Here is a 19569-nt window from a genome sequence, read left to right on the forward strand (position 1 = left end):
TGCTCAGTGGATCGAGTTCGCGCTGACGGTGAAGCCGGTGTCGACCGGTGCCCCGGCGTTCGTGAAGCAGTTGACGTCACGGACGTACAGATCCGGGCCGGAGGTGCTGTTGGTCCAGAAGGTGTTCAGGCCGCAGAAGTGCGAGTTCGACCCGTGGGCCGTCACCTGGACGGTGTTCGGGGTGTACGCGATCCGCGGGAACGTGATCAGCGACAACCCGAGGCCGGCCGGCATCAGCGTGTTCGCGCCGAGACCCATGACCGAGTTCAGGTTGGTCGAGGCCGGGCCGACGGGCGGCAGGTTGAGGAAGTACCCGTAGTACTTGGGCGGTATGGCGGCGCCGTACAGGGAGACCTTGTACTGGTAGGTCAGCGTGAAGCGCGTGTTCAGCGGCGCGCCGGCGGCGTTCCAGCAGAGTACGTTGACGGTCTGGCCGGCGCCGCTGGAGACCCAGTTGCGGATCTTGCAGCGTGCGCCTTGCTGCGGGTTCACCGCGGTGGCCTGCAGGCTGCCGTCCAAGGTGCCGCCGGCAACGAGCCCGGGGAACTTGACCTGGTACGCGCCGACCCCCATCGGGGTCGAGGTGTTCGGGGCGCCGGTCGAGTTGTACTGGCTGACCAGGGCGCCGTTCGGCTGGGAGTCGACGTACCCGTACGGGCCGGGCGCCGGGCCGCCGGACGCGCTGACGAAGAAGGCCGCGAAACTCGTCACGTCCAGCGCGCCGCCGGCGCGGTAGCAGCGGATGTTGACGATCTCGTCGGCCCCGGACGGGAACCAGTTCACGGCCTGGCACCAGTGCGGCGCGTTGTGGATCGCGGTCACGTGGACGACGCCGCCGGGCGCGGCCTGGCCGGCCAGTTTGACCTGGTACTGGCCGACGCCGGTCGGCGTAACGGTGCTCGGCGCCGGCCAGGTGCCGGTCGGAACGACGGCGCCGGCGGTCTGGTTCCACAGCACCCAGCCCTTCCGGTCCGGGACGGCGGCGTCGGCTGCGGTCTGCGCAACGGTGAGGAAGGTCGCCAGCATCAACAGACAAGCGAGGAGGCGGGCAGGCAAGGACAGTCGTAGCATCGGATTCCCCCCTTTAAGGAAATATCCCTTAGGAACGATTACTGGGGGAATGCAAACATGTGCGGTGAGCTATTGGCAATAGCCCACCGTAATGTCTTGTGTACAGAGCGTTTGATTTAGTTGCCTGATGCAAACGCTCGTTCCGTCAGCGGAAATTCCATTCGGCCCGCGGCCCCGGCCCGACGGTCAGCGTCGAGTTCCCGATCTGCTCGGCGTGCCGCGGCGTGCCCCGATTCAGCCGGAACTCCAGCTGTTTCAGCCCGGCCTGCGCCCGCTCGACCCGATCCAGCCGGATCGTGGTGAAGTCGCTCTGGGCAACGATCCCGCCGGGCGTCTCCCGCACCGCGAACCCGCCGGCCCGCAGCAGTGGCACGGTATTGGCCAGATCGCGAGCGGTCACCCCGATCCGGATGCCGGTCACATCCCGCATCAGGTGCTCGCGGTAGGCATCGGGCAGGTAGCGCTCCCGGCTCAGATCGCCCTCGTACGCCGCGGGCTCGGTCTGGCTGCGCGGATCGGCGAAGTACGACGGCTTGTACTCCATCGACCAGGCCCCGAACGCGTCGTACGTCGTGGCCGCGAAGATCGCCTGGAACCACGGCACCGGGACGCCGTCGCCGAAGTCACGCGTCTGCTCGTAGACGAACGGCTCCACCCCGGCCGCACTCAACCGGCGCAACACCTTCGCGTTACCGCCCGCGCGATCCGTCGAGATCGCCAGCCCGGCCGAACCCTCCTCGGCGTCCTGCCCCGGCAGGTCCCCGGCCCCGAACAGCTCGAGATAGGTCTCCCGGCCCTTCAGATACCGCCCGGTCCAGGTCTGGCCGCCGCCGGTCGTCGTCCGCACCTCGAAATTCGCGAACCACCGCAGATACTCCGAATGCTCGATCGCATCCGCGGTCTCCTTGTCCAGCACGCCGTACGCGTGGTTGTAATAGGTCGTCGGCCCGCCGCCGGCCTGCGCCGTCGAAGGCACCGCCAGCACCGCGACCACGAACGCGATCAAGAGTGTCAGTCTGCGCATGCCCGTGACAGTAGGCGACGCCACCGACAGAAAGTCGCCCAATGGCCGCTTCATGTCAGGTGCGTCCCGCTACGCTGGCGGCATGTTCGAGATCAGCGGGTTGACCTGGATCCTGACCATCGGGCTGATTGTGCTGCTGCTGGCTGTCGATCTGGTGAGTGCCGCGGTGCGGCCGCATCGGGTCGGGTTCCGGGAGGCGGCGGCCTGGTCGGTGTTCTACGTCCTCGTGGCGGTTGCCTTCGGCATCTGGTTCATGAGCGCGTACGGCGGGTCGTACGGAGCGGAGTACTTCGCCGGGTACGTGGTGGAGAAGAGTCTGTCGGTCGACAACCTGTTCGTGTTCGTGATCATCATGACCACGTTCGCGGTGCCGGAGGAGCATCAGCACAAGGTGCTGACGTTCGGGATCGTGCTGGCGCTGGTGATGCGGGCGATCTTCATCGCGGTCGGGGCGACGCTGTTGTCACTGTTCTCGTTCATGTTCCTGATCTTCGGGCTGTTGCTGCTGTACACGGCGGTCCAGCTGTTCCGGCACCGCAACGAGGATCCGGATGTCGAGAACAACGTGATCGTCAAGACCGCGCGGCGGGTGCTGCCGGTGACCGAGGAGTACGTCGGGGGCAAGCTGGTCACCCGGATCGACGGGCGCCGGTTCGTGACGCCGTTGTTCGTCGTGCTGGTCGCGATCGGCGGCGTCGACCTGCTGTTCGCGCTGGACTCGATCCCGGCCGTCTTCGGCGTCACCGAGGAGCCGTACATCGTGTTCACCGCGAACGCATTCGCGCTGCTCGGCCTGCGGGCGCTGTTCTTCCTGGTCAAGGGCCTGCTCGACCGGCTCGTCTACCTCTCGGCCGGGCTGGCGATCATCCTGGCGTTCATCGGCGTGAAGCTGATCCTGCACTGGGCGCACGTCGACATCCACAAGAGCGTGCCCGAGGTGTCGACGCCGGTCAGCCTCGGCGTGATCATCGGCATTCTGGTCGTCGTGATCGTTGCGAGCCTGGTCAAGACCAGCCGCGACCCCGACGCCAAGGCGCACGCCGGCTCGCTCCGCGGCCACTCCGCCGACCGCGGCCAGTCCTAACGGGTGATCGCCGCCAGGATGACCGCCTTGGCCTCGGCGGCGATCTCCGCGGGCGGGTAGTGCGCGGCATGCGCCTGCCACTCGCGGAGCAGACCGGTGATCGCGCCGACCAGCGCGATCGCCGTCAGGTGGAAGTCGCGCCGCGGCGCCGTCCCGCTCGCGGCGGCCTGGTCGGCCTCCTGCTCGATCAGCGCGCTCCAGCGGCCGACCCACTCCTCGTGCTGCCGCTCGAGCGCCGGGCTGACGCCGACGGCTTCGACATAGTTCAGCCGGGGGAGCCGCGGATCGGACATCACCGCGGCCATGAACACATCGACCAATAGCCCGACCCGGGCCTGGACGTCGACGACGTCGAGCGCGGTCAGCGCCTGGCTGACATGGTCGTACGCGAGCTGGTTGGTGCGCGAGTGCAGCGCGAGGAGCAGTTGCTCCTTGGTGTCGAACTCCTGGTAGAAGCCCCGGTTCGACATCCCGGCCGCCGCGCACAGCTCGGTGATCTTCGTCTGCTGGTAGCCCACCGAGGTGAACAACTCGACCCCAGCCGCCAGCAGCCGGTCGCGGCGCTCGGCGCGGCGCCGGGTCAGCGGGACGCCGCCGTAACTGCGCTCCGGATCTCCCGCCGCACGAGCCATTGCCACAGCCTACCGCCGTCCCTATATTCGGTAATCCAAATTACCATCCGAAGGAGTGGGGAGGGACGGATGCCGCCGACCACCGATCAGGGCACGGTCCTGAGCCTGGTTCGCCGGAACGCGGCCGAGTACGGCGACGTGCCGGCGATCGTCGACGGCGAGCGGCTGCTGACCTGGGCCGAGTACGAACGGCAGGCGGCGGCGATCGCGGTGGTGCTCCTTGATCTCGGGGTCGTGGCCGGTGAGGTGGTCGGGTTGCAGATGGCGAACCGGGCCGAGCACGTGCTCACGGATATCGGCGCGATGCTGGCCGGAGCGACGCCGACGTCGTACTACAACACGCTCGCACCTGACCAGCTTGCTTATGTGGCTGCGGATTCGGCGTGCACGGTCTGCATCGTGGACGCCGAGTTCCTGCCGGCCTGGTTGGCGATCCGGGACCGGTTGCCGGCGTTGCGGACGATTGTCGTCGTCGGGCCAGGCCCCGCGCCGACCGGCGTGCTGTCCTTCGAGGTGCTCACCGCGGCCGCGCTGGGTTCGCTGCCGGATCGGATCGACGAGGTGCGTCGGACGGCCGCGCAGGTCGGGCCGGATGACGCGGCCACCATCGTCTACACCTCGGGGACGACGGGGCCGCCGAAGGGCACGATCGTCACGCACGCCGGGATCCGGACCGTGCTGGACGGCGTCCTGGCGCGCGTCGCCGAGGATCTGGACGGACTGCCGGAGCCCGGGCGGCGGCAGGTCTCATACCTGCCGCTCGCGCATCTGGCCGAGCGGACGATCACCCACTATCTGGGGTGTGCGCTCATCTCGACCGTCACGTACGTGCGCGATCTGCGCGCGCTGGCCGATGAGCTGCCGAAGATCCGCCCGCATGTCTTCCTCGCCGTCCCGAGAGTCTGGGAGAAGCTGCTCGGCGCGGTCACCGAGCGCGCGGTCAGCGAGCCCGTGCGCTGGCGACGGAACCTGATCGAGCGGGCGATCGCCGTCGCCAGGCAGGTAGGCGCTGGCCGATTCGGCGTCGCCAAGGTCGGGTGGAGGACGCGGCTGCAGCACGCGCTCTTCGAGCGGCTGATCTATTGGCGGATTCGAGTCGCCATGGGTCTGGACGACCTCGTCGTCGCGGTCAGTGGCGCGGCGCCGATCGCGCCCGATGTCCTGGTCTTCTTCCGCGGCCTCGGCGTCACGATCGTCGAGGCCTACGGGATGACCGAGACCTCCGCCGTCCTCACGCTGAACTCGCTGCGCGCACCCCGGCTCGGGACCGTCGGCCCGGCGCTGGCCGGGGTCGAGCTGCGACTCGCGGACGACGGTGAGCTGCTGGCCCGCGGCCGGATCATCTCGCCCGGCTACCTGAATCGGCCGGAGGCCACTGCCGACACCTTCGTCGACGGCTGGCTGCGTACCGGCGACCTCGGCCGCTTCGATGCCCAAGGCAACTTGTCGATCATCGGCCGGAAGAAGGAGCTGATCATCAATGCCGCCGGCAAGAACATCTCGGCTGCGAACGTCGAGCAAGCCGTGTCGTCGGCGTCCGAACTGGTCGGATCGGTCTACGTCCACGGCGACAACCGGCCGTACCTGGTCGCCCTGATCACCCTGGATCCGGATTGGCAGCGGTGGTGTGCGGCCCGCGGCATCGCCGTCGGCAGCCCGGCCGAGGCCGCCGCGGACGCCGCCGTCCGCGCCGAGATCGATCGCGCGGTCCGCGCCGGCAACGAACACCTGTCCCGCGTCGAGCAGGTCAAACGCTGGACCCTTCTCGACACCCTGTGGGACAGCGGCACCGGCGAGCTCACCCCGACCCTCAAACTCAAACGAGCCGTCGTCCGGGACAAGTACGCGCACTCGCTCGAGACCCTCTACGACGCGACGGCCGATCAGGTCCGCTAGGTATTTGCTCGGGGTGCCGCGGCGGCCGGCAGTTGGTGGCCGGGCGTGTCGGGGCAGTCGCGGCGTATCGTCCGAACCGGATGACGGGCTGCGGAGGGAGTGCTGGTGGCTACTGATTTTCAGCGCCGGAAGATTGCCGGGGTGTTCGCGGCAATGGATGCCGATGGCAACGGTTATCTGGACGAGGGCGACTTCGAAGCGCTGACCGCCCGCTGGGTCGGGTTACGCGGCTGGGAGCCCGGGAGCGCGGACTACGAGCGGATGCGGGCGATCATGATGGGCTGGTGGTCGGCGGTCGCGGCGTTGTCGGGGGCCGAGCGCGCCGATCGGGTCTCGCTGGACGAGCTGATGAACGTCGTCGACCAGCTGCCGGCGATGGACGACGCCGTCTACGCGACCGCGGACGCGATGTTCGACGCGATCGACGAGAACGGCGACGACCGGATCGCGCTGACGGAGCACAAACAGGTCGTGTACGCCTGGAAGGGCTCGAGTGACGGGATCGAGGAGGTGTTCCCGCAGCTCGACCTGAACGGCGACGGCCAGTTGTCGCGGAGCGAGTTCCGCGACCTGTGGGCCGACTTCTGGCGCGGCAACGACCCCGCCGCGCCCTCGCAGTGGGTTTTCGGACGCTACTAGGAGCCGTACGTCCGAAGCGGCCGCACGGGGACTGTGACAGCAGAGAAGATCTCCCGCAGCAGCACGCGCAGGCGCTCGGCGTCGATCCCGGCGTACGGGGTCGTCGGGGCCGATCAGCTCGGCGTCGCCCTCGGCGGTCACCCAGCGCCACCCGGAGCGAACGGTCAGGCTGAGCCGGCCACCGGGCCGGATCCGGTCCGAAATTAGGGCAGGCTAACCTCAAGGCATGCGGATTCTGCGGCCTCACGGTCTGATCGGTACGGCGGTAGCGGTGGTTCTGCTGGCGGTTGCCGGCTGTTCCGGTGGCGGCTCGGACGACGCCGCGGGCGGCGCCTTCGCGAAGGTGTCCACCAAGTTCGGCGAGATCACCATCCCAAGTGAGCCCAAGCGGGTCGTCGCGCTCGGCTGGGGGGACGCCGAGACCGCGCTGGCGCTCGGCGTCGAGCCGGTTGGTGCGAGTGACTGGCTGGCCTTCGGCGGCGACGGCCTCGGGCCGTGGGCGACCGGGCGCTACCAGCAGGCCCCGAAGAAGATCGGCACGCTGGAGCCGGAGTACGAGCAGATCGCCGCGCTCGAGCCGGACCTGATCCTCGACACCAAGTCGAGCGGCGACCAGATCCGGTACGACACGCTGAAGGCGATCGCCACCACGGTCGGCGTCCCGACCGGCGGCGACTCGTACAAGCTGTCCTGGGAGCAGCAGACCGAGATGGTCGCCGCCGCGCTCGGCCGGGTCGAGCAGGGCCGCAAGCTGATCGCCGAGACCAAGGAGCGGTTCGCGAAGACGGTGGCCGCGAACCCCGAGTTCGCCGGGAAGACGATCGTGCTCGGCTCCCGCACCAGCGAGGGGTACGGCGCCTATGTCAACGGCACCGGCCGGGTCGACTTCGTGGAGCGGCTCGGGTTCACCAACAGCCCGAAGGTGCAGGCGCTGGCCACCTCCGGCTTCTCGATCAAGATCTCCCAGGAGAAACTCGACCTGCTGGACGCCGACCTCACGGTGATGGCGCCGATCGGCGTCGACGCGGCCAAGATCACCGGCGATCCGCTGTTCCAGAAGGTGCCCTCGGTCAAGGCGGGCCGCGTGGTCGTCTTCACCGACAAGACCCTGAGCAGCGCGTTCGCCACCGACTCGATCCTCTCGATCGGCTACGCCCTGGACAAGGTCGTCCCGCTGTTCGCCACCGCGCTGCGCTAGTCGTTCAGGTGGCCGCGCGCGGCCGCCACGACCAGCCAGGGCACGGCGGCCAGCGTGCCGATACCGAGGACGATCAGCGCCGGGCGCAGCCCGAGGGTCGCTCCGAGGAAACCGCCGAACAACCCGCCGACCGGACCGGTGCCCCATTCGACCAGCCGGATCACCGCACCGACCCGGCCCAGCAGGGCCGGGTCGACGGTGCGTTGCAGCAGCGTCGCGCGGATGATGATCAGGTAGACGATGCCCAGCCCGAGCAGGAACTGGCCGAGCCCGATGATCGCGATCAGCACCAGGTCGGGCCCGGCAGCGAACGGCGTCAGCAAACCGCCCCCGAACAGCGCCGCGGCGACCACCGCGGGCCCCGCCGTGCCGAACCGGCGGCTGACCGGCGTGGTCAGGACGCCGGCCAGCAGCGGCCCGAGTGAGCCGAGGACGGCGATCGCGCCGATCGCGGCGGGGGAGAGGCCGAGCTCGCGGACGGCGTACAGGACGAACAGCGCGAGCGCGCCCCAATGGAAGAAGTCCGCGCAGCCCTTGCCGGCGGTGATCGCGACGATACCGGGCTGCGCGCGGAAGGCCGTGAAACCTTCCCGCAGCGACGTACCGAAGCGGCTCTGCTGCTGAATGGGTCGCGGGTCCGGTCCGCGGCCGAGCGCCTGCAGCAGGGCGGCCACGAAGAACGACGCGGCGTCCACGGCGATCGCGATAGGCGCCGTGAGCAACTGAACGAGGACGCCGCCGAGCCCCGGCCCGGCGACCGCGGTGATCGAGTCGGTCAGCGCCATGCTGCTGTTCGCCGCCGTCAGCCGCCGCTGATCGGTGACCAGCACCGGCACGTACGCCGTCTGCGCCAGCCCGTACGCCAGCGCCAGCGAGCCGACGGCGAACGTGACGACGTACAGCTGGCCCATCGTCAGCCACCCGAAGGCGGCCGCGATCGGGACGGTCGCGATCAGCACGCCCTGGCCGATGTTGGCCCAGAACAGCAGCCGCCCGCGGCGCAGCCGATCGACGTACACCCCGAGGAACAGTGCGAGCACCAGGCTCGGCAACGACTCCAGCGCAGTCAGCACGCCCATCTCGGCCGGGCCCGCCGACAACGCCAGCACCGCGATCAGCGGGATCGCGAGCTCACTGATCTGCGTCCCGGCGTTCGACAGCAGCTGCGCCGTCCAGAAGAACGCGAACGGCCGATTCCGCCGTAGCGGCACGTCCACAACCCACCCCCGTTGACCCGGCTGGGAAGAGCATCACCCCTCCCCAGGCCGGATCGCTACCGGGTTTTCAGTCGCAGGTGTCGCAGATCCCGTTGGCGGGGGTTTGCAGGTTGCAGATCGGGCACTTCTTGATCGGGCGCTCGGCGATCGCGGCCTTGCGGGCCCGGGCGCGCGCGGCGCCGAGCTTCAGCGGGATCATCGCGCTGCCGCCGTCGGCGGGCAGGCCGGCTGCCTCGAAGTACCGGTGCGCGGCGAGGCGCTCGTGGGAGGCGTGCGCGTCCGCGTCGGCCGGGGTCTCACCGGTCGCGGCGCCGACGATCACGGCGTACCCGTCGAAGACGCTCTCGTCGGGGTTGACGCACAGGGACGACAGCATCGGCTCGCCGCGGCGCAGGTTCTCGGCGTAGACCTCGGCGAGGACGCCGCCGATCCACAGCCGGGTGGCCTGCTTGGTCTGGATCCGGGTCAGCTCCTGGACGCCGGCGGCCAGATCCTTCAGCTGCACCAGCGCCTGGTACTTGCGGGCCGCTCCGAGCAGCATCTCGCGGGCCGCGCCGGCCCACTCGATCCGGGCGGCGGCGACGCCGACGTCCGACACCTCGCGCCAGGGGCGGTCTTCGACGTTCTGTACTTCGTGGTCTGATGTGGCGACATCGAGAATAGACACCCGGCAGACCCTAATAGGGCGAGACCCGATCAGCGAAACCGCGTCGTTCCCGATTGTGGCGCAGGCTGGCCGCGGCCGCGGTGGCGAGCAGGCCGAAGCCGCAGCGCGCGGCGATCGCGGCCGCTTGTTCGGCGGCGTCGAGAGCGAGCTCCGGCTCGTCGGCACCGTGTCGTGCCGCGCTCAGGACGAGTAGCGCCTGCGTCTGCAGATGTGGGTAGACGCCGGCGGCGATCGCGAGACAGCGGTTGCTCCAGTTGACAGCCGCCGCGAAGTCCGCGCGGGTCAGGTTGGCCTGCGCGACGGCACCGGCGGTCTGCGCCTGCGCCTTGCGATCGCGCAGCAGGTTCGCGAGTTCATGGGCGCGTAGAGCGAGGGTCAGCGCGGTGTCGCCGGAGCCGAGCTGGCTGTGCAGCCGAGCCTGCTCGTCGAGGGTGGACAACTCACCCCGGCGATCGGCACGCTCCTGGTAGCCGCGCAGTACGTCGTCCAGCACCGCGGCCGCGTCGTCGACGGCACCCAACTGGCGCAAGGCGCTGGCGAGGTTGCCGCGAATGCCGAGCAGCTGCTCGATCTCCAGCGCGGCGGTGAACATGTCTGCCGCCTCGTCGAGCTCGCCCTGGTAGAGCCTCGCTACCCCCAGGCCGTTCAGGATGATGGCGCGCACATGCTCTTCGCCTTCGACCAGCTCCAGCGCGCGGCGCATCCACAGCTCCGCCTCCGGCAGGACGCCGCGCTCCAGCTGGAACCAGCCGAGTTGATGAGCGACGTACGATGCGGCCGCCGGCCACCCGACCGCGACGGCGAGCACATGGGCGGCGAGGCAGTCGGCGAGCGCCTCACTGTCCCGGCCCACCTCCGCGAGCGCCTGGCCGCGGTTGATCAGCATCGCGACCTGGACCCGGTCGTCGTCCGTCGCGGCCGCTCCGGCCTGTGCCGCGGCGAGCCAGCCGTCGGCATGCCGGTTCATCAGGAAGTACCCGCGGAGCTGATCGACGATCCGCCAGGACAGCTCCGGCGCTTCGTGGACGACGGCCAGCAGCGAGGGCAGCTCGGCGTCGAGCCAGGCGAGCGCGGCGGTCTCGGTACTGAAGAACCGCGCTGGCTCGGGGTGTGCGCTGAGCCGGACGACGCGCGGGTACGCCAGCCCGATCGCGGCGGTGACCGCTTCGGCGTACCAGGTGTGCAGCCTCGCCTGGGCGGCGCCGGCTTCGGCGTCCGCGGCGCACAGGCGGCCGGCGTAGAGGCCGAGCAGGTCGTGGAAGCGGTAGCGGTCTTTGGTGAGTTGCATGAGCATGTTCGCCTCGAGCAGGTCCTCGAGGATGTGCTCGGCTTCCGCAGTCGGTGTGCCGAGCAGTACGGCGGTGCTGTCGGCGCTGAAGTCGTCACCGGGGTGCAGGCTGCAGAGCCGGAAAGCGCGCTGGGCCGCTGTGCCGAGATCGCTGTAGCCGAGCTCCAAACTGGTCAGCACGCTGGACTCGCCGACGCGGAGCTCGCTGAGCCTGCGGTTGCTGTCGGCCAGCCGGCGGGCCAGGTCCGCGACGGACCACTCGCGGCGGGTGGCAAGTCGGGAACCCGCGATCCGCAACGCGAGCGGCAGCCGGGCGCACGCCTCGGCCAACGCGTCGACGCCATCCTGGTCCGGGCCGATCCGGGCGGTGGAGGTGATCAGCCGGATCGCGTCGTCCTGGGGGAGCGGTTCGAGATCGACGACGGCGACGGCGTCCAGGTCGGCGAGGCGCCGGCGGCTGGTGACGATCGCGTCACTCGGCCCGGCGCCAGGCAGCAGCGACCGGACCTGCTGCGCGTCGCGCGCGTTGTCGAGCACGATCAGCATCCGCCGGTTCGCCAGCTCGCTACGCAGGACGGCGGCCACCTCGCTCTCGTCGGTGCTGATCCGGCGGCTCGGCACGCCGAGCGCGCGCAGGAACCGGCCGAGCACCTTGAGCGGTGCGGTGGCCGAGTCGTTGCCGCGCAGATCGGCGTACAGCTGACCGTCGGGATACGCGGCGCGGAGCCGATGGGCCGCCGTCAGGGCGAGCGCGGTCTTGCCGACGCCGGCGATCCCGTTGATCAGCACGACTCGGGACGAGATCGCCTCCTGGCCGCTGAGCGCCGCGGCGAGCTGCGCCAGCTCGGCCGCCCGGCCGACGAAGTCCGGCGGTGCGGACGGCGTTTGCAGAACCGCAGGGGACTCCTGACGCAGGACGGCGAGGTGGGCGGCGCGCAGTCGTTCGCCGGGATCGACGCCGAGCTCGCGCACGAGCGCCGTCCGGATTTGGTCGTACGCCGTCAGCGCCTCGGCCTGGCGGTCGGCGGCCGCGAGGGTTCGGATGAGCTCGACGTGCAGCGGCTCGTCCAGCTCGTGCCGGGCGGCGAGGTCGCGCAGCCGGTGCAGCGCCGCCTCGGGGTCGCCCTCCGCTCGGGACTCGACGGCCGCGGCGCGGACCGTGTCGGCGTACTCGTGCGCGAGCGCCCGCCAGCGCGGGTCGTGCGTGAGCGCCTCGACATCGGTCTCACCCCGCCACAGCTCGATGGCCGCTCTGGGGTCACCGGCGGCGATCAGCGCGCGAAACCCCAGCAAATCAAGGGACTCCGGCGTCGCCTCCAGCCGATATCCGGCGCGGTCGCCGACGATCACCGGCCCGGCCGGTTCGAGCGTACGCCGCAGCCGCGCCACCCGGGTTTGCAGCAACTCGGCCGCATTCGCGGGGACGGCGTCGGCCCACAGCAGCTCGACCAGCTCGTCCGGCCCGACCGGACTGCCCGCGCTCAACGCCAGCCGGCCCAGTAAAGCGCGCTGCTGATCCGACTCGACCCGCACCCGTACCGGCCCGCGCCAGACCTCCAGCGGCCCCAGGATCGCTACCCGCACCGGGCCCGTCCCGGCCGGCTCGATCTCTTCGGGCTGCTCCGCCTCCCGGAACGCGGTGGCGTCCACCCCGAGCGCGGCGGCGATCACCTCGACCGACTCGGCCTTCGGACTCCGGGTCCGCCCCTGTTCCAGATCGCGGATCGCGGCCGTGCTCAGCCCGGTGCGGAGCGCCAGCTCCCGCTGGGTCAGACCCGCGCGCGCCCGGAGTGTCCGCAGCTGCTCTCCGAAGCGCATTCCCGCACCCTACCGGGCTAGCGCGGCGTCAACTGGTCCTTGAGGACGGCGCGGGCGCGATTGATCCGGGACTTGACGGTGCCGATCGGGATCCCGACCTGGTCGGCGATCTCGTCGTAGCTGAGCTCGTAGATATCGCGGAGCACGACCGCGGAGACGGTCTCGGGGAGCTCGGCCTCGAGGTGTTCGAGGGCGTCGAGGAGATCCAGGCGGGTACCGGCCACGACGCTGGTGGTGCGCGGATCGGGCCGATCGTGGCGGGCCGGTTGATCGGCGTCCGCCCAGGTGTCGGGGCGCTCGGCGGCGCGGCGCTTGAGCCGCCGGTAGGTCTCCCGGGCGGCGTTCGACGCGACCGCGTGCACCCAGGTGCTGAAGCGGCTCCGGCCGGCGAAGGTGCTCAGCTTGGTGGCGACCGCCAGCAGCGCCTCCTGGCAGGCGTCCTCGGCGTCCGCGCGGTGCGGCAGGACGCGTTGACAGATCCGCAGCACCTGCGGCTGGATCTGCCGGATCAGCTCGTCGAGCAGCGCCGGGTCCTGCGCTGCGCGCCGGGCTAGCTCGTCGAGCACGTCAGCGTCGGTGGACATGGCGTTGAGGATAATGACCGGCATGGTTCAGCCCTCTCATTTCGGCCGCTACGCCGTGACCCGGCGCTTGGGCAGTGGTGGTTTCGCTGCGGTGTGGCTGGCTCGGGACGAGCAGCTGGACGCCGAGGTCGCGGTGAAGGTGCTCGCCGAGCACTGGGTCGACGACCTGGACGTCCGGCGTCGTTTCGTCGAGGAGGGCCGCTTCTTGCGCAAGGTGGAGTCGCCGCACGTCGTGGGCGTCCATGACATCGGCGTGACCGACGACGACCGTCCGTACCTGGTGCTCACCTACGCCGACCGCGGCACGCTCGCCGATCGGATCAAGACCGGCCCGCTCGCGCTGGCCGACGCCCTGGACGTGATCGACGATGTCGGCGCCGGCCTCCAGGAGCTGCACGATCGCGGTGTCCTGCATCGCGATGTGAAACCGGAGAACGTGCTCTTCCGCAGTGCGCCGACCGGTGAGCGCGCGATGCTCGGCGACCTCGGCCTGGGCAAGTCGCTGGAGGCGGTCTCCCGGGTGACGATGCCGGGTGGCACTCCGGCGTACGTCGCCCCGGAGCAGGTCCGCGGCGATGTCCTCGACCCGCGTGCCGACCTGTACGCGCTGGCCGCGGTCACTTACGCCGCCCTCGCGGGTAAGCCGCCGTACGGCGCGACCACTCTGGCCGCCGTGCTCGCCGTTGACGGGCCGCCGCCCCCGTTGCGGCACGTGCCGCCCGCCGTGGACACCGTCGTCCGCCGCGGCCTCAGCAAGGACCGCGACCAGCGGTGGCCCGATGTCCGCGCGTACGCCGAAGCCCTGCGGACGGCTGCCGAGACGCCGGTCCGCCGTCCGTGGATCAACCCGTGGGTCGCGGCCACCGTAGCGGCCGCCGTGCTGGGGTGTGCGAGCGGCTATCTGGGCTGGCAGTACGGCGTCCAGCGCCAGTGGGTTCGTGTCGTCGACCAGCAACAGGTTCTCTCCGTTGAACTGCCTCGTGACTGGGCCACAACGCGAGCCGGCAACGGTTGGCAGCCGGCCGGGGCGTCGGCGGCGCTCCCGGGCTTGCTCGTCAGCAGCGACAACAAGACCTGGAGCCGGCCCGCTGCGAAGATTCCGGGTGTTTTCGCCGGTGTGCTGCCCGCAGGCGAGCTGCCGCCGTCGGCGACGCTCCCGACGCCCGCGGGCTGCACGGCGGCGCCCGAGCGCGCTGACAAGCTCGGTATCGCGAGCGCGACGTACATCAACTGCCCGGCCGGGATGACGACGGTCGAGCACGTCAAACGGCTGAACGGCGCCTTGGTCCGCATCCAGATTCGAGCCGAGGACGCCGCCCAAGCTGAGCAGGTCCTCGACTCGGTGGCCTACACGCCAAGGAAATAAGGCGTTCAGCGGCCGAGCTGGTAGGGGCGGTTGTTGCCGTCGCCGGTGCCGTTCCGCAACGGGACGGCGAGTTCGCAGGCACCGGTCTTGGGCTCGCAGCGGGCGATGGCGGTCTGGCCGTTCTGTTCGGCCAGGGCGAGGATGTGGTCGGGGCCCTCGACGGTGGTGGACATGATGGCGACCTTCGAGCCGCCGGACCATTCGCGGACGGCCTTGCCGGTCTTCAGGTCGAGGGCGGCGAAGAGGCCGTCGCCGTAGCCGTCGCGGTAGGCCGGGCCGCCGAGGGCGAAGGTGCTCTTGGCGGGCAGCTCGTCGACGGCGTGGGTGCAGGTCTGCCAGCGCTTCTTGGCGGTGCCGAGCTCGACGAGGGCGGTGCAGCTGCCGTCGTTCGCCACCGAGACGACCGAGGCGGCGAGCTGCAGGTCCGTCGAGACCGCGGACGGCGCGGGCACGGCGCTGATCCGCTTCGCGGTGTCGTCGCCGGCCGTCCAGCTGTAGAGGGTCTGCTTCGAGCTCTTGGAGAGCGCGCTGAAGTAGACCTCGCTGCCCTGGACGGCGTGCACGATCGGCCCGTGCTCACCGGTGCGGTCGAGGGAGTAGACCTCGCCGGTGCCGTTGTCGCGCCAGTTGAGCGTGAACCGCGACAGCTCGGCGCCGTCCGCGGTGGTCGGTTGGACGGCGTACGCGCTGGACGTCCGGTCGGCCGAGGAGGCGACGGTGTTGACGTCCTTGATGGTCTCGCCGCGGGCGCCGGCCGCCCAGATCGTCAGTGCGCCTTTGCCGTCGTCCTGGGGGCTGTGGTGCACGAGCGCGTCGCCGGCGCCCGCGTGGACGACGTCCCAGATCAGCCCGTCCGAGGCCGGGAGATCGAACTGGGTCCGGCCGCTGTGGACGGTGCGGCCGGCGACGTACGCCGTGGCCGGGGCTGAACCCTGCTTGAGCTTGGTGAGATCGAGCGTCTGCTGGATCGGCGCGGGTGGCTTGGCGCTGGTGACGGTGTCGATCGGCTGCGCGTTACCGCCGTCGGACGCCGCGGCGAGCGTCGGTGTCTGCTGGGCGGCGACGAGCGCGCCCGCCACCACGGCAGCCAGCGACACGCCCGCCACCAGGCCGGCCAGCTTGATGCTCCGATTCATGATGCCCTCCGAAAATCGTCCGCAGTATCTCGTACTGGCGGGCTTTGACGGCCGGGGGACCGGATCGGTTCACGACATTTTCAGCGCCAGGACTCGACCAGCCCGGTGAGGCTGTCGGCCAGGGCCATCTGCAGCAGCGGACCGAACGTGATGCGCTGGACGCCGGCTGCCTTCAGCTCGTCGAACGAGCCGGACGCCGCGCCCTTCAGCGGGTGCGCGGTGACGTTGACCGGGCCGTTCAGCTCGGCCAGGACGGCCTGCAGTGCTTCGGCGTTCGGGATCAGCACCGGGTAGACGCAGCGGGCGCCGGCGGCCTCACAGGCCTGGGAGCGCCGGATCGCCTCGGCGAGCGGGTCGTCGAACTTCTGCACCTTGCCGATCAGCGCGTCCGTCCGGGCGTTGATCACGAGCTCGACGCCGGCCTGGTCGGCCGCGGCCCGAAGAGCGCCGATGTAGTCGGCGTGCTCCTGCACCTCGCGCAGCCGGCCCTCGCTGTGCACGGTGTCCTCGACGTTGATGCCGGCGGCGCCGGCCTCGAGCACGCGCTCGACCAGCTCGGCCGCGGGCGTCCCGTAGCCGGACTCGACATCCGCGGTGACCGGTACGTCGACCGCGGCGGTGATCCGGCGGATCCCGTCGAGGGCGTCGTCCAGCGTCATCCCCTCGTTGTCCTCCTGGCCGCGCGAGTCGGCCAGCGGGTGACTGCCGATGCTGAGCGCCGGGAAGCCGGCGGCGGCGACCGTGCGGGCCGACCACGCGTCCCAGACGGTCGGCAGCACGAGAGTTTCACCGGTGTGGTGGAGACGGAGGAGTTCACTGGCCTTCGCGGCAAGATCGGTCATGGTCCGAGTATGGCGCGCCGGGCGGACGCCGCGCGCGCGGCGGTGCGGAGCGGGACAATGGGGCGATGATGCGGAAGCCGCTCGTCGCCCTGCTCGGGACCGCCCTGCTCGCCACTGGTCTGACGCCGCCTGCGGCCGCCGCTCCGGAGGGCCCGAAGGACGTGATCGTTCAGCTCTTCGAGTGGAACTGGAAATCGGTCGGCCGTGAGTGCGGCAGCTTCCTCGGGCCGAAGGGGTACGGCGCCGTCCAGGTCTCGCCACCGCAGGAGCATGTCGTGCTGCCGGGCCAGGGGTATCCGTGGTGGCAGGACTATCAGCCGGTCAGCTACAAGATCGACAACACCCGGCGCGGCACCCGCGCCGAGTTCGCGTCGATGGTGAGCAGCTGCCACGCGGCCGGGGTGAAGGTGTACGTCGACGCCGTGATCAACCACATGACCGGTGGCTCGACCGGCGGCACGGGCAGCGCGGGTTCGGCGTACACGCATTACAACTACCCCGGGATCTACCAGACCCAGGACTTTCACCACTGCGGGCGCAACGGGAACGACGACATCGTCAACTACGGCGACCGCTACGAAGTGCAGAACTGCGAGCTGGTCGACCTGGCCGATCTGGCCACCGGGACGGACTACGTGCGCGGCCGGATCGCTGCGTACCTGAACGATCTGCTGTCGCTCGGCGTCGACGGCTTCCGGCTCGACGCGTCGAAGCACATGCCGGCCGCGGACATCGCGGCGATCAAGGCCCGGCTGTCGCGTCCGGCGTACCTCGTCCAGGAGGTGATCCACGGCGCGGGCGAGCCGGTGACGCCGGAGGAGTACGTCGGCAACGGCGACGTGCACGAGTTCCGGTACGGCAAGGATCTGGCCAAGATCTTCAACTCGGAGCGGCTCGCCTACCTGCGGACCTTCGGCTCGCCGCTACCGTCGGACCGGGCCGTCGTCTTCACCGACAACCACGACACCCAGCGGGGGAGCGGCGTCCTGACCTTCCGGGACAACGCCCGCTACGCCCTGGCGAACGCCTTCATGCTGGCCTGGACCTACGGGACGCCGACCGTCATGTCGAGTTACGAGTACAGCTCGCACGACCAGGGCCCACCGGCCGCCGCCGACGGCCGGACGACGGACACGACCTGCTTCACCAACCGCTGGCGCTGCGAGCACGAGTGGCAGGTGATCGCCAATATGGTTGCCTTCCGCAACGTCACCCGCGGCACGCCCGTCACCCGCTGGTGGGACAACGGCAACGACGTCATCGCCTTCGGCCGCGGCGACAAGGGCTACCTCGTCCTCAACGACGAGGGCGCCCCGGTCACCGGCCGGTCCTTCCAGTCCAACCTCCCACCCGGCCGCTACTGCGACGTCTTCCACGGCAACTTCACCGCCGGCACCTGCACCGGCCCCGTCTACACCGTCGACGCCAACGGCTGGTTCCGCGCGGACGTCGCGGCCCAGGACGGCCTGGCCCTGCACGCCGCCGCGAAACTCAGCTAGCTACTCGCGCCAGCCGGTGAGTTCGACGGATTTGGCGCTGTCGACGCGGAAGCCGAGGGTGAGGGTGGTTCGCTCGCCTGCGGGCAGATCGAGCTTCCAGGTGATGACGCCGAGGTCGGTGGTTTCGGCGGGTTCTGGGGTGGCGGTGACGGGTTTGACGGTGATCTCGTGGTCGCGGGAGAGCGGGAGCTGGTCGAGGACGGTGATGCGGGCCGCTCGGGGGGTGTGGTTCTCGATCGTGGTGGTGTACTCGACCTCGCGGCGGCGGGTCGAGCCGAGGGTCGCCTTGGACGCCGTCCGGCGGGCGAGCTCGCGTTCGACGCGGATGCGGTCGTCGAGGCCGAGGGCCAGCTCGACCTCCTCGCCCGGGGCCCAGAGGGGGAGCGCGGCCGAGCCGACGAAGTCGGCCTCGTGGAAGACGGCTGCCTTGCCGGCGGGCAGGGTGTGGGTGCTCGAGTTCGCCACGGTGGCTCGCAGGTGGACGTCGGTGGAGCGGACGGGCGCGGTGACGTAGTCGAGCTCGGTCTCCAGCTCCACGGACGCGATCGTGGCGCGGTGGGCGGCGCCGTCGGCCGGGACTGCGACCGGGCGCGGCGGGGTGTAGGTGGCCGCGGTGACGCCCTGTTCGACCGTTGCGGCGGACTCGGCGAAGGCGAGGCGGGCCGTGGGTTGCGGAGCGCCGCCGAAGTCGGCGTCTGCCATGGCGTACTTCGCCGCGCCGGCCGCCATCGGCATCGGCGGGGGCGGCGGCACCGGGCGGAGCCGGTCGACGTACCAGGGCTCCAGCTCGGGCACCTTCGCGCTGACCGTGGGTCGCGCGGTCGACAGGCTCAGCTCGCACTCCGGCCAGTCCTCACCGGTGTACTGCGTGATCAGCCCGAACCAGCTCAGCGTCAGCCGCTCACCCGACAGCCGGACGTCGTACGAACTCGACCATCCGGCGGACTGGACGACGTACGACAGCTCGATCTCTACCTCGGCCTCGGATTCGAGCGCCAGCGCGACGGCGACCGAACGGCGATCCGGCGTCCGCTGCTGGGAGGTCGCGGCCAGCCGGCGGTCGGCCGCCGCGAGCCGCTCCGCGGCCTCCTCCTGCTGCCGGGCCAGTTCCCGGCGCTTCGAGCGGACGGCGGTCAGCCGGGCCGCGAGTGACTCGGTGAACTCTCCGAGGTCGGCCCCGGTTTCACCGGCCGCGAGCGTGCGCGCGAAGCTGCCCCCGGCCCGGCGTCCGAGCTGGCCCAGGAAGACGTCGAGCTGCTCCTGGACGTCGGCCGCGTCGACGAGTGCGGAGACCTCCTCTTGCGCGTCGCGGCGCTGCCGCTCCAGCTCGGCGACGGTCTCGTCCGGCGCTTGCGGGTGGTGCCGCATCGCGACGTCCACGCCGAGGACGGTCGCCGGGCCGCGTCCGGCGACGCGGACCGAATCCTCCTCCAGGGTGAGGGGGAGCGAGTCGACGTACACGGTCCGGTCGCCGGCAGGCAGGGTGATCCGGCCGCGGCGCGTCACCCGGGCCCGGTCGGGATAGACGACGACGGCCACGATCGGGGCATCCACCAGTTCGGTCATGTCCCCGACAGTAGTCCGGGCCGGATCCAAAGGACCCGGCCC

General features: G+C 70.6%; 16 protein-coding genes. 6 read left to right on the plus strand and 10 right to left on the minus strand.

From position 1 onward, the window contains the following. Positions 1-3: 3 nt before the first annotated feature. Entirely contained in the window at positions 4-1071 is a 1068-nt protein-coding gene (locus HPO96_RS08960; protein ID WP_171672858.1) for a hypothetical protein, read from the minus strand. A 145-nt stretch (positions 1072-1216) separates the two neighbouring features. Continuing rightward, positions 1217-2095 (minus strand): DUF5829 family protein, encoded by an 879-nt coding sequence (locus HPO96_RS08965; protein ID WP_171672859.1) that lies wholly within the window; start codon positions 2093-2095, stop codon positions 1217-1219. A gap of 82 nt (positions 2096-2177) precedes the next feature. On the opposite strand from HPO96_RS08965, the gene HPO96_RS08970 reads away from it, so the two are divergent. Continuing rightward, a complete protein-coding gene (locus tag HPO96_RS08970) occupies positions 2178-3179 on the plus strand; it encodes a TerC family protein (RefSeq protein ID WP_171672861.1) in 1002 nt (333 codons plus the stop codon). Here the strand turns inward: HPO96_RS08970 and HPO96_RS08975 are convergent. Then, positions 3176-3811, minus strand: a complete 636-nt coding sequence (locus HPO96_RS08975) for a TetR/AcrR family transcriptional regulator (RefSeq protein WP_171672862.1) — start codon at positions 3809-3811, stop codon at positions 3176-3178. The genes HPO96_RS08970 and HPO96_RS08975 overlap by 4 nt on opposite strands. Positions 3812-3880: 69 nt before the next feature. Here HPO96_RS08975 and HPO96_RS08980 point away from each other — a divergent pair, with 69 nt between their 5' ends. The 3 genes from HPO96_RS08980 to HPO96_RS08990 all read left to right on the plus strand — a co-directional run bounded on the left by HPO96_RS08980 (position 3881) and on the right by HPO96_RS08990 (position 7544). Beyond that, positions 3881-5707 (plus strand): AMP-dependent synthetase/ligase, encoded by a 1827-nt coding sequence (locus tag HPO96_RS08980; protein ID WP_171672864.1) that lies wholly within the window; start codon positions 3881-3883, stop codon positions 5705-5707. 105 nt (positions 5708-5812) lie between these two features. Then, complete coding sequence (locus HPO96_RS39560) at positions 5813-6346, plus strand: EF-hand domain-containing protein (RefSeq protein ID WP_202885765.1); 534 nt, start codon at positions 5813-5815, stop codon at positions 6344-6346. 226 nt (positions 6347-6572) lie between these two features. Next, complete coding sequence (locus HPO96_RS08990) at positions 6573-7544, plus strand: iron-siderophore ABC transporter substrate-binding protein (RefSeq protein ID WP_171672866.1); 972 nt, start codon at positions 6573-6575, stop codon at positions 7542-7544. On the opposite strand, the gene HPO96_RS08995 is transcribed toward HPO96_RS08990, so the two are convergent. The 4 genes from HPO96_RS08995 to HPO96_RS09010 form a co-directional block, all read right to left on the minus strand. After that, positions 7541-8755 carry an MFS transporter gene (locus HPO96_RS08995; protein WP_171672868.1) on the minus strand — a complete coding sequence of 405 codons (1215 nt, stop codon included), beginning with the start codon at positions 8753-8755 and terminating at the stop codon, positions 7541-7543. The two genes, HPO96_RS08990 and HPO96_RS08995, sit on opposite strands and share 4 nt — an antisense overlap. A 73-nt stretch (positions 8756-8828) precedes the next feature. Then, positions 8829-9428 (minus strand): hypothetical protein, encoded by a 600-nt coding sequence (locus HPO96_RS09000; protein ID WP_171672869.1) that lies wholly within the window; start codon positions 9426-9428, stop codon positions 8829-8831. 10 nt (positions 9429-9438) lie between these two features. Then, positions 9439-12534: a BTAD domain-containing putative transcriptional regulator gene (locus HPO96_RS09005; protein ID WP_171672871.1), complete on the minus strand. Its 3096-nt coding sequence runs from the start codon at positions 12532-12534 to the stop codon at positions 9439-9441. Positions 12535-12551: 17 nt separating this feature from the next. After that, positions 12552-13118, minus strand: coding sequence for an RNA polymerase sigma factor (locus tag HPO96_RS09010; RefSeq protein ID WP_171672873.1), 567 nt, complete (start codon positions 13116-13118; stop codon positions 12552-12554). 22 nt (positions 13119-13140) lie between these two features. Between HPO96_RS09010 and HPO96_RS09015 the strand changes: the two genes are divergently transcribed. Next, positions 13141-14484, plus strand: coding sequence for a serine/threonine-protein kinase (locus HPO96_RS09015; protein WP_171672874.1), 1344 nt, complete (start codon positions 13141-13143; stop codon positions 14482-14484). A 5-nt stretch (positions 14485-14489) separates the two neighbouring features. Here the strand turns inward: HPO96_RS09015 and HPO96_RS09020 are convergent, their stop codons facing one another. Beyond that, the gene (locus tag HPO96_RS09020; protein ID WP_171672876.1) at positions 14490-15620 is read right to left on the minus strand and encodes a hypothetical protein; all 1131 of its coding nucleotides are present in this window, start codon (positions 15618-15620) and stop codon (positions 14490-14492) included. 80 nt (positions 15621-15700) lie between these two features. Further along, on the minus strand, positions 15701-16462 hold the full coding sequence (locus HPO96_RS09025; RefSeq protein ID WP_171672878.1) for an isocitrate lyase/PEP mutase family protein: 762 nt from the start codon (positions 16460-16462) through the stop codon (positions 15701-15703). Between the two features lie 65 nt (positions 16463-16527). On the opposite strand from HPO96_RS09025, the gene HPO96_RS09030 reads away from it, so the two are divergent. Beyond that, positions 16528-17961: an alpha-amylase gene (locus HPO96_RS09030; protein WP_171672879.1), complete on the plus strand. Its 1434-nt coding sequence runs from the start codon at positions 16528-16530 to the stop codon at positions 17959-17961. Here the strand turns inward: HPO96_RS09030 and HPO96_RS09035 are convergent, their stop codons facing one another. Beyond that, positions 17962-19527, minus strand: a complete 1566-nt coding sequence (locus HPO96_RS09035) for a DUF4139 domain-containing protein (RefSeq protein WP_171672881.1) — start codon at positions 19525-19527, stop codon at positions 17962-17964. Positions 19528-19569 lie beyond the last annotated feature (42 nt).

The sequence above is a fragment of the Kribbella sandramycini genome (genome assembly GCF_013131805.1).
GTDB classification, from domain to species: domain Bacteria; phylum Actinomycetota; class Actinomycetes; order Propionibacteriales; family Kribbellaceae; genus Kribbella; species Kribbella sandramycini.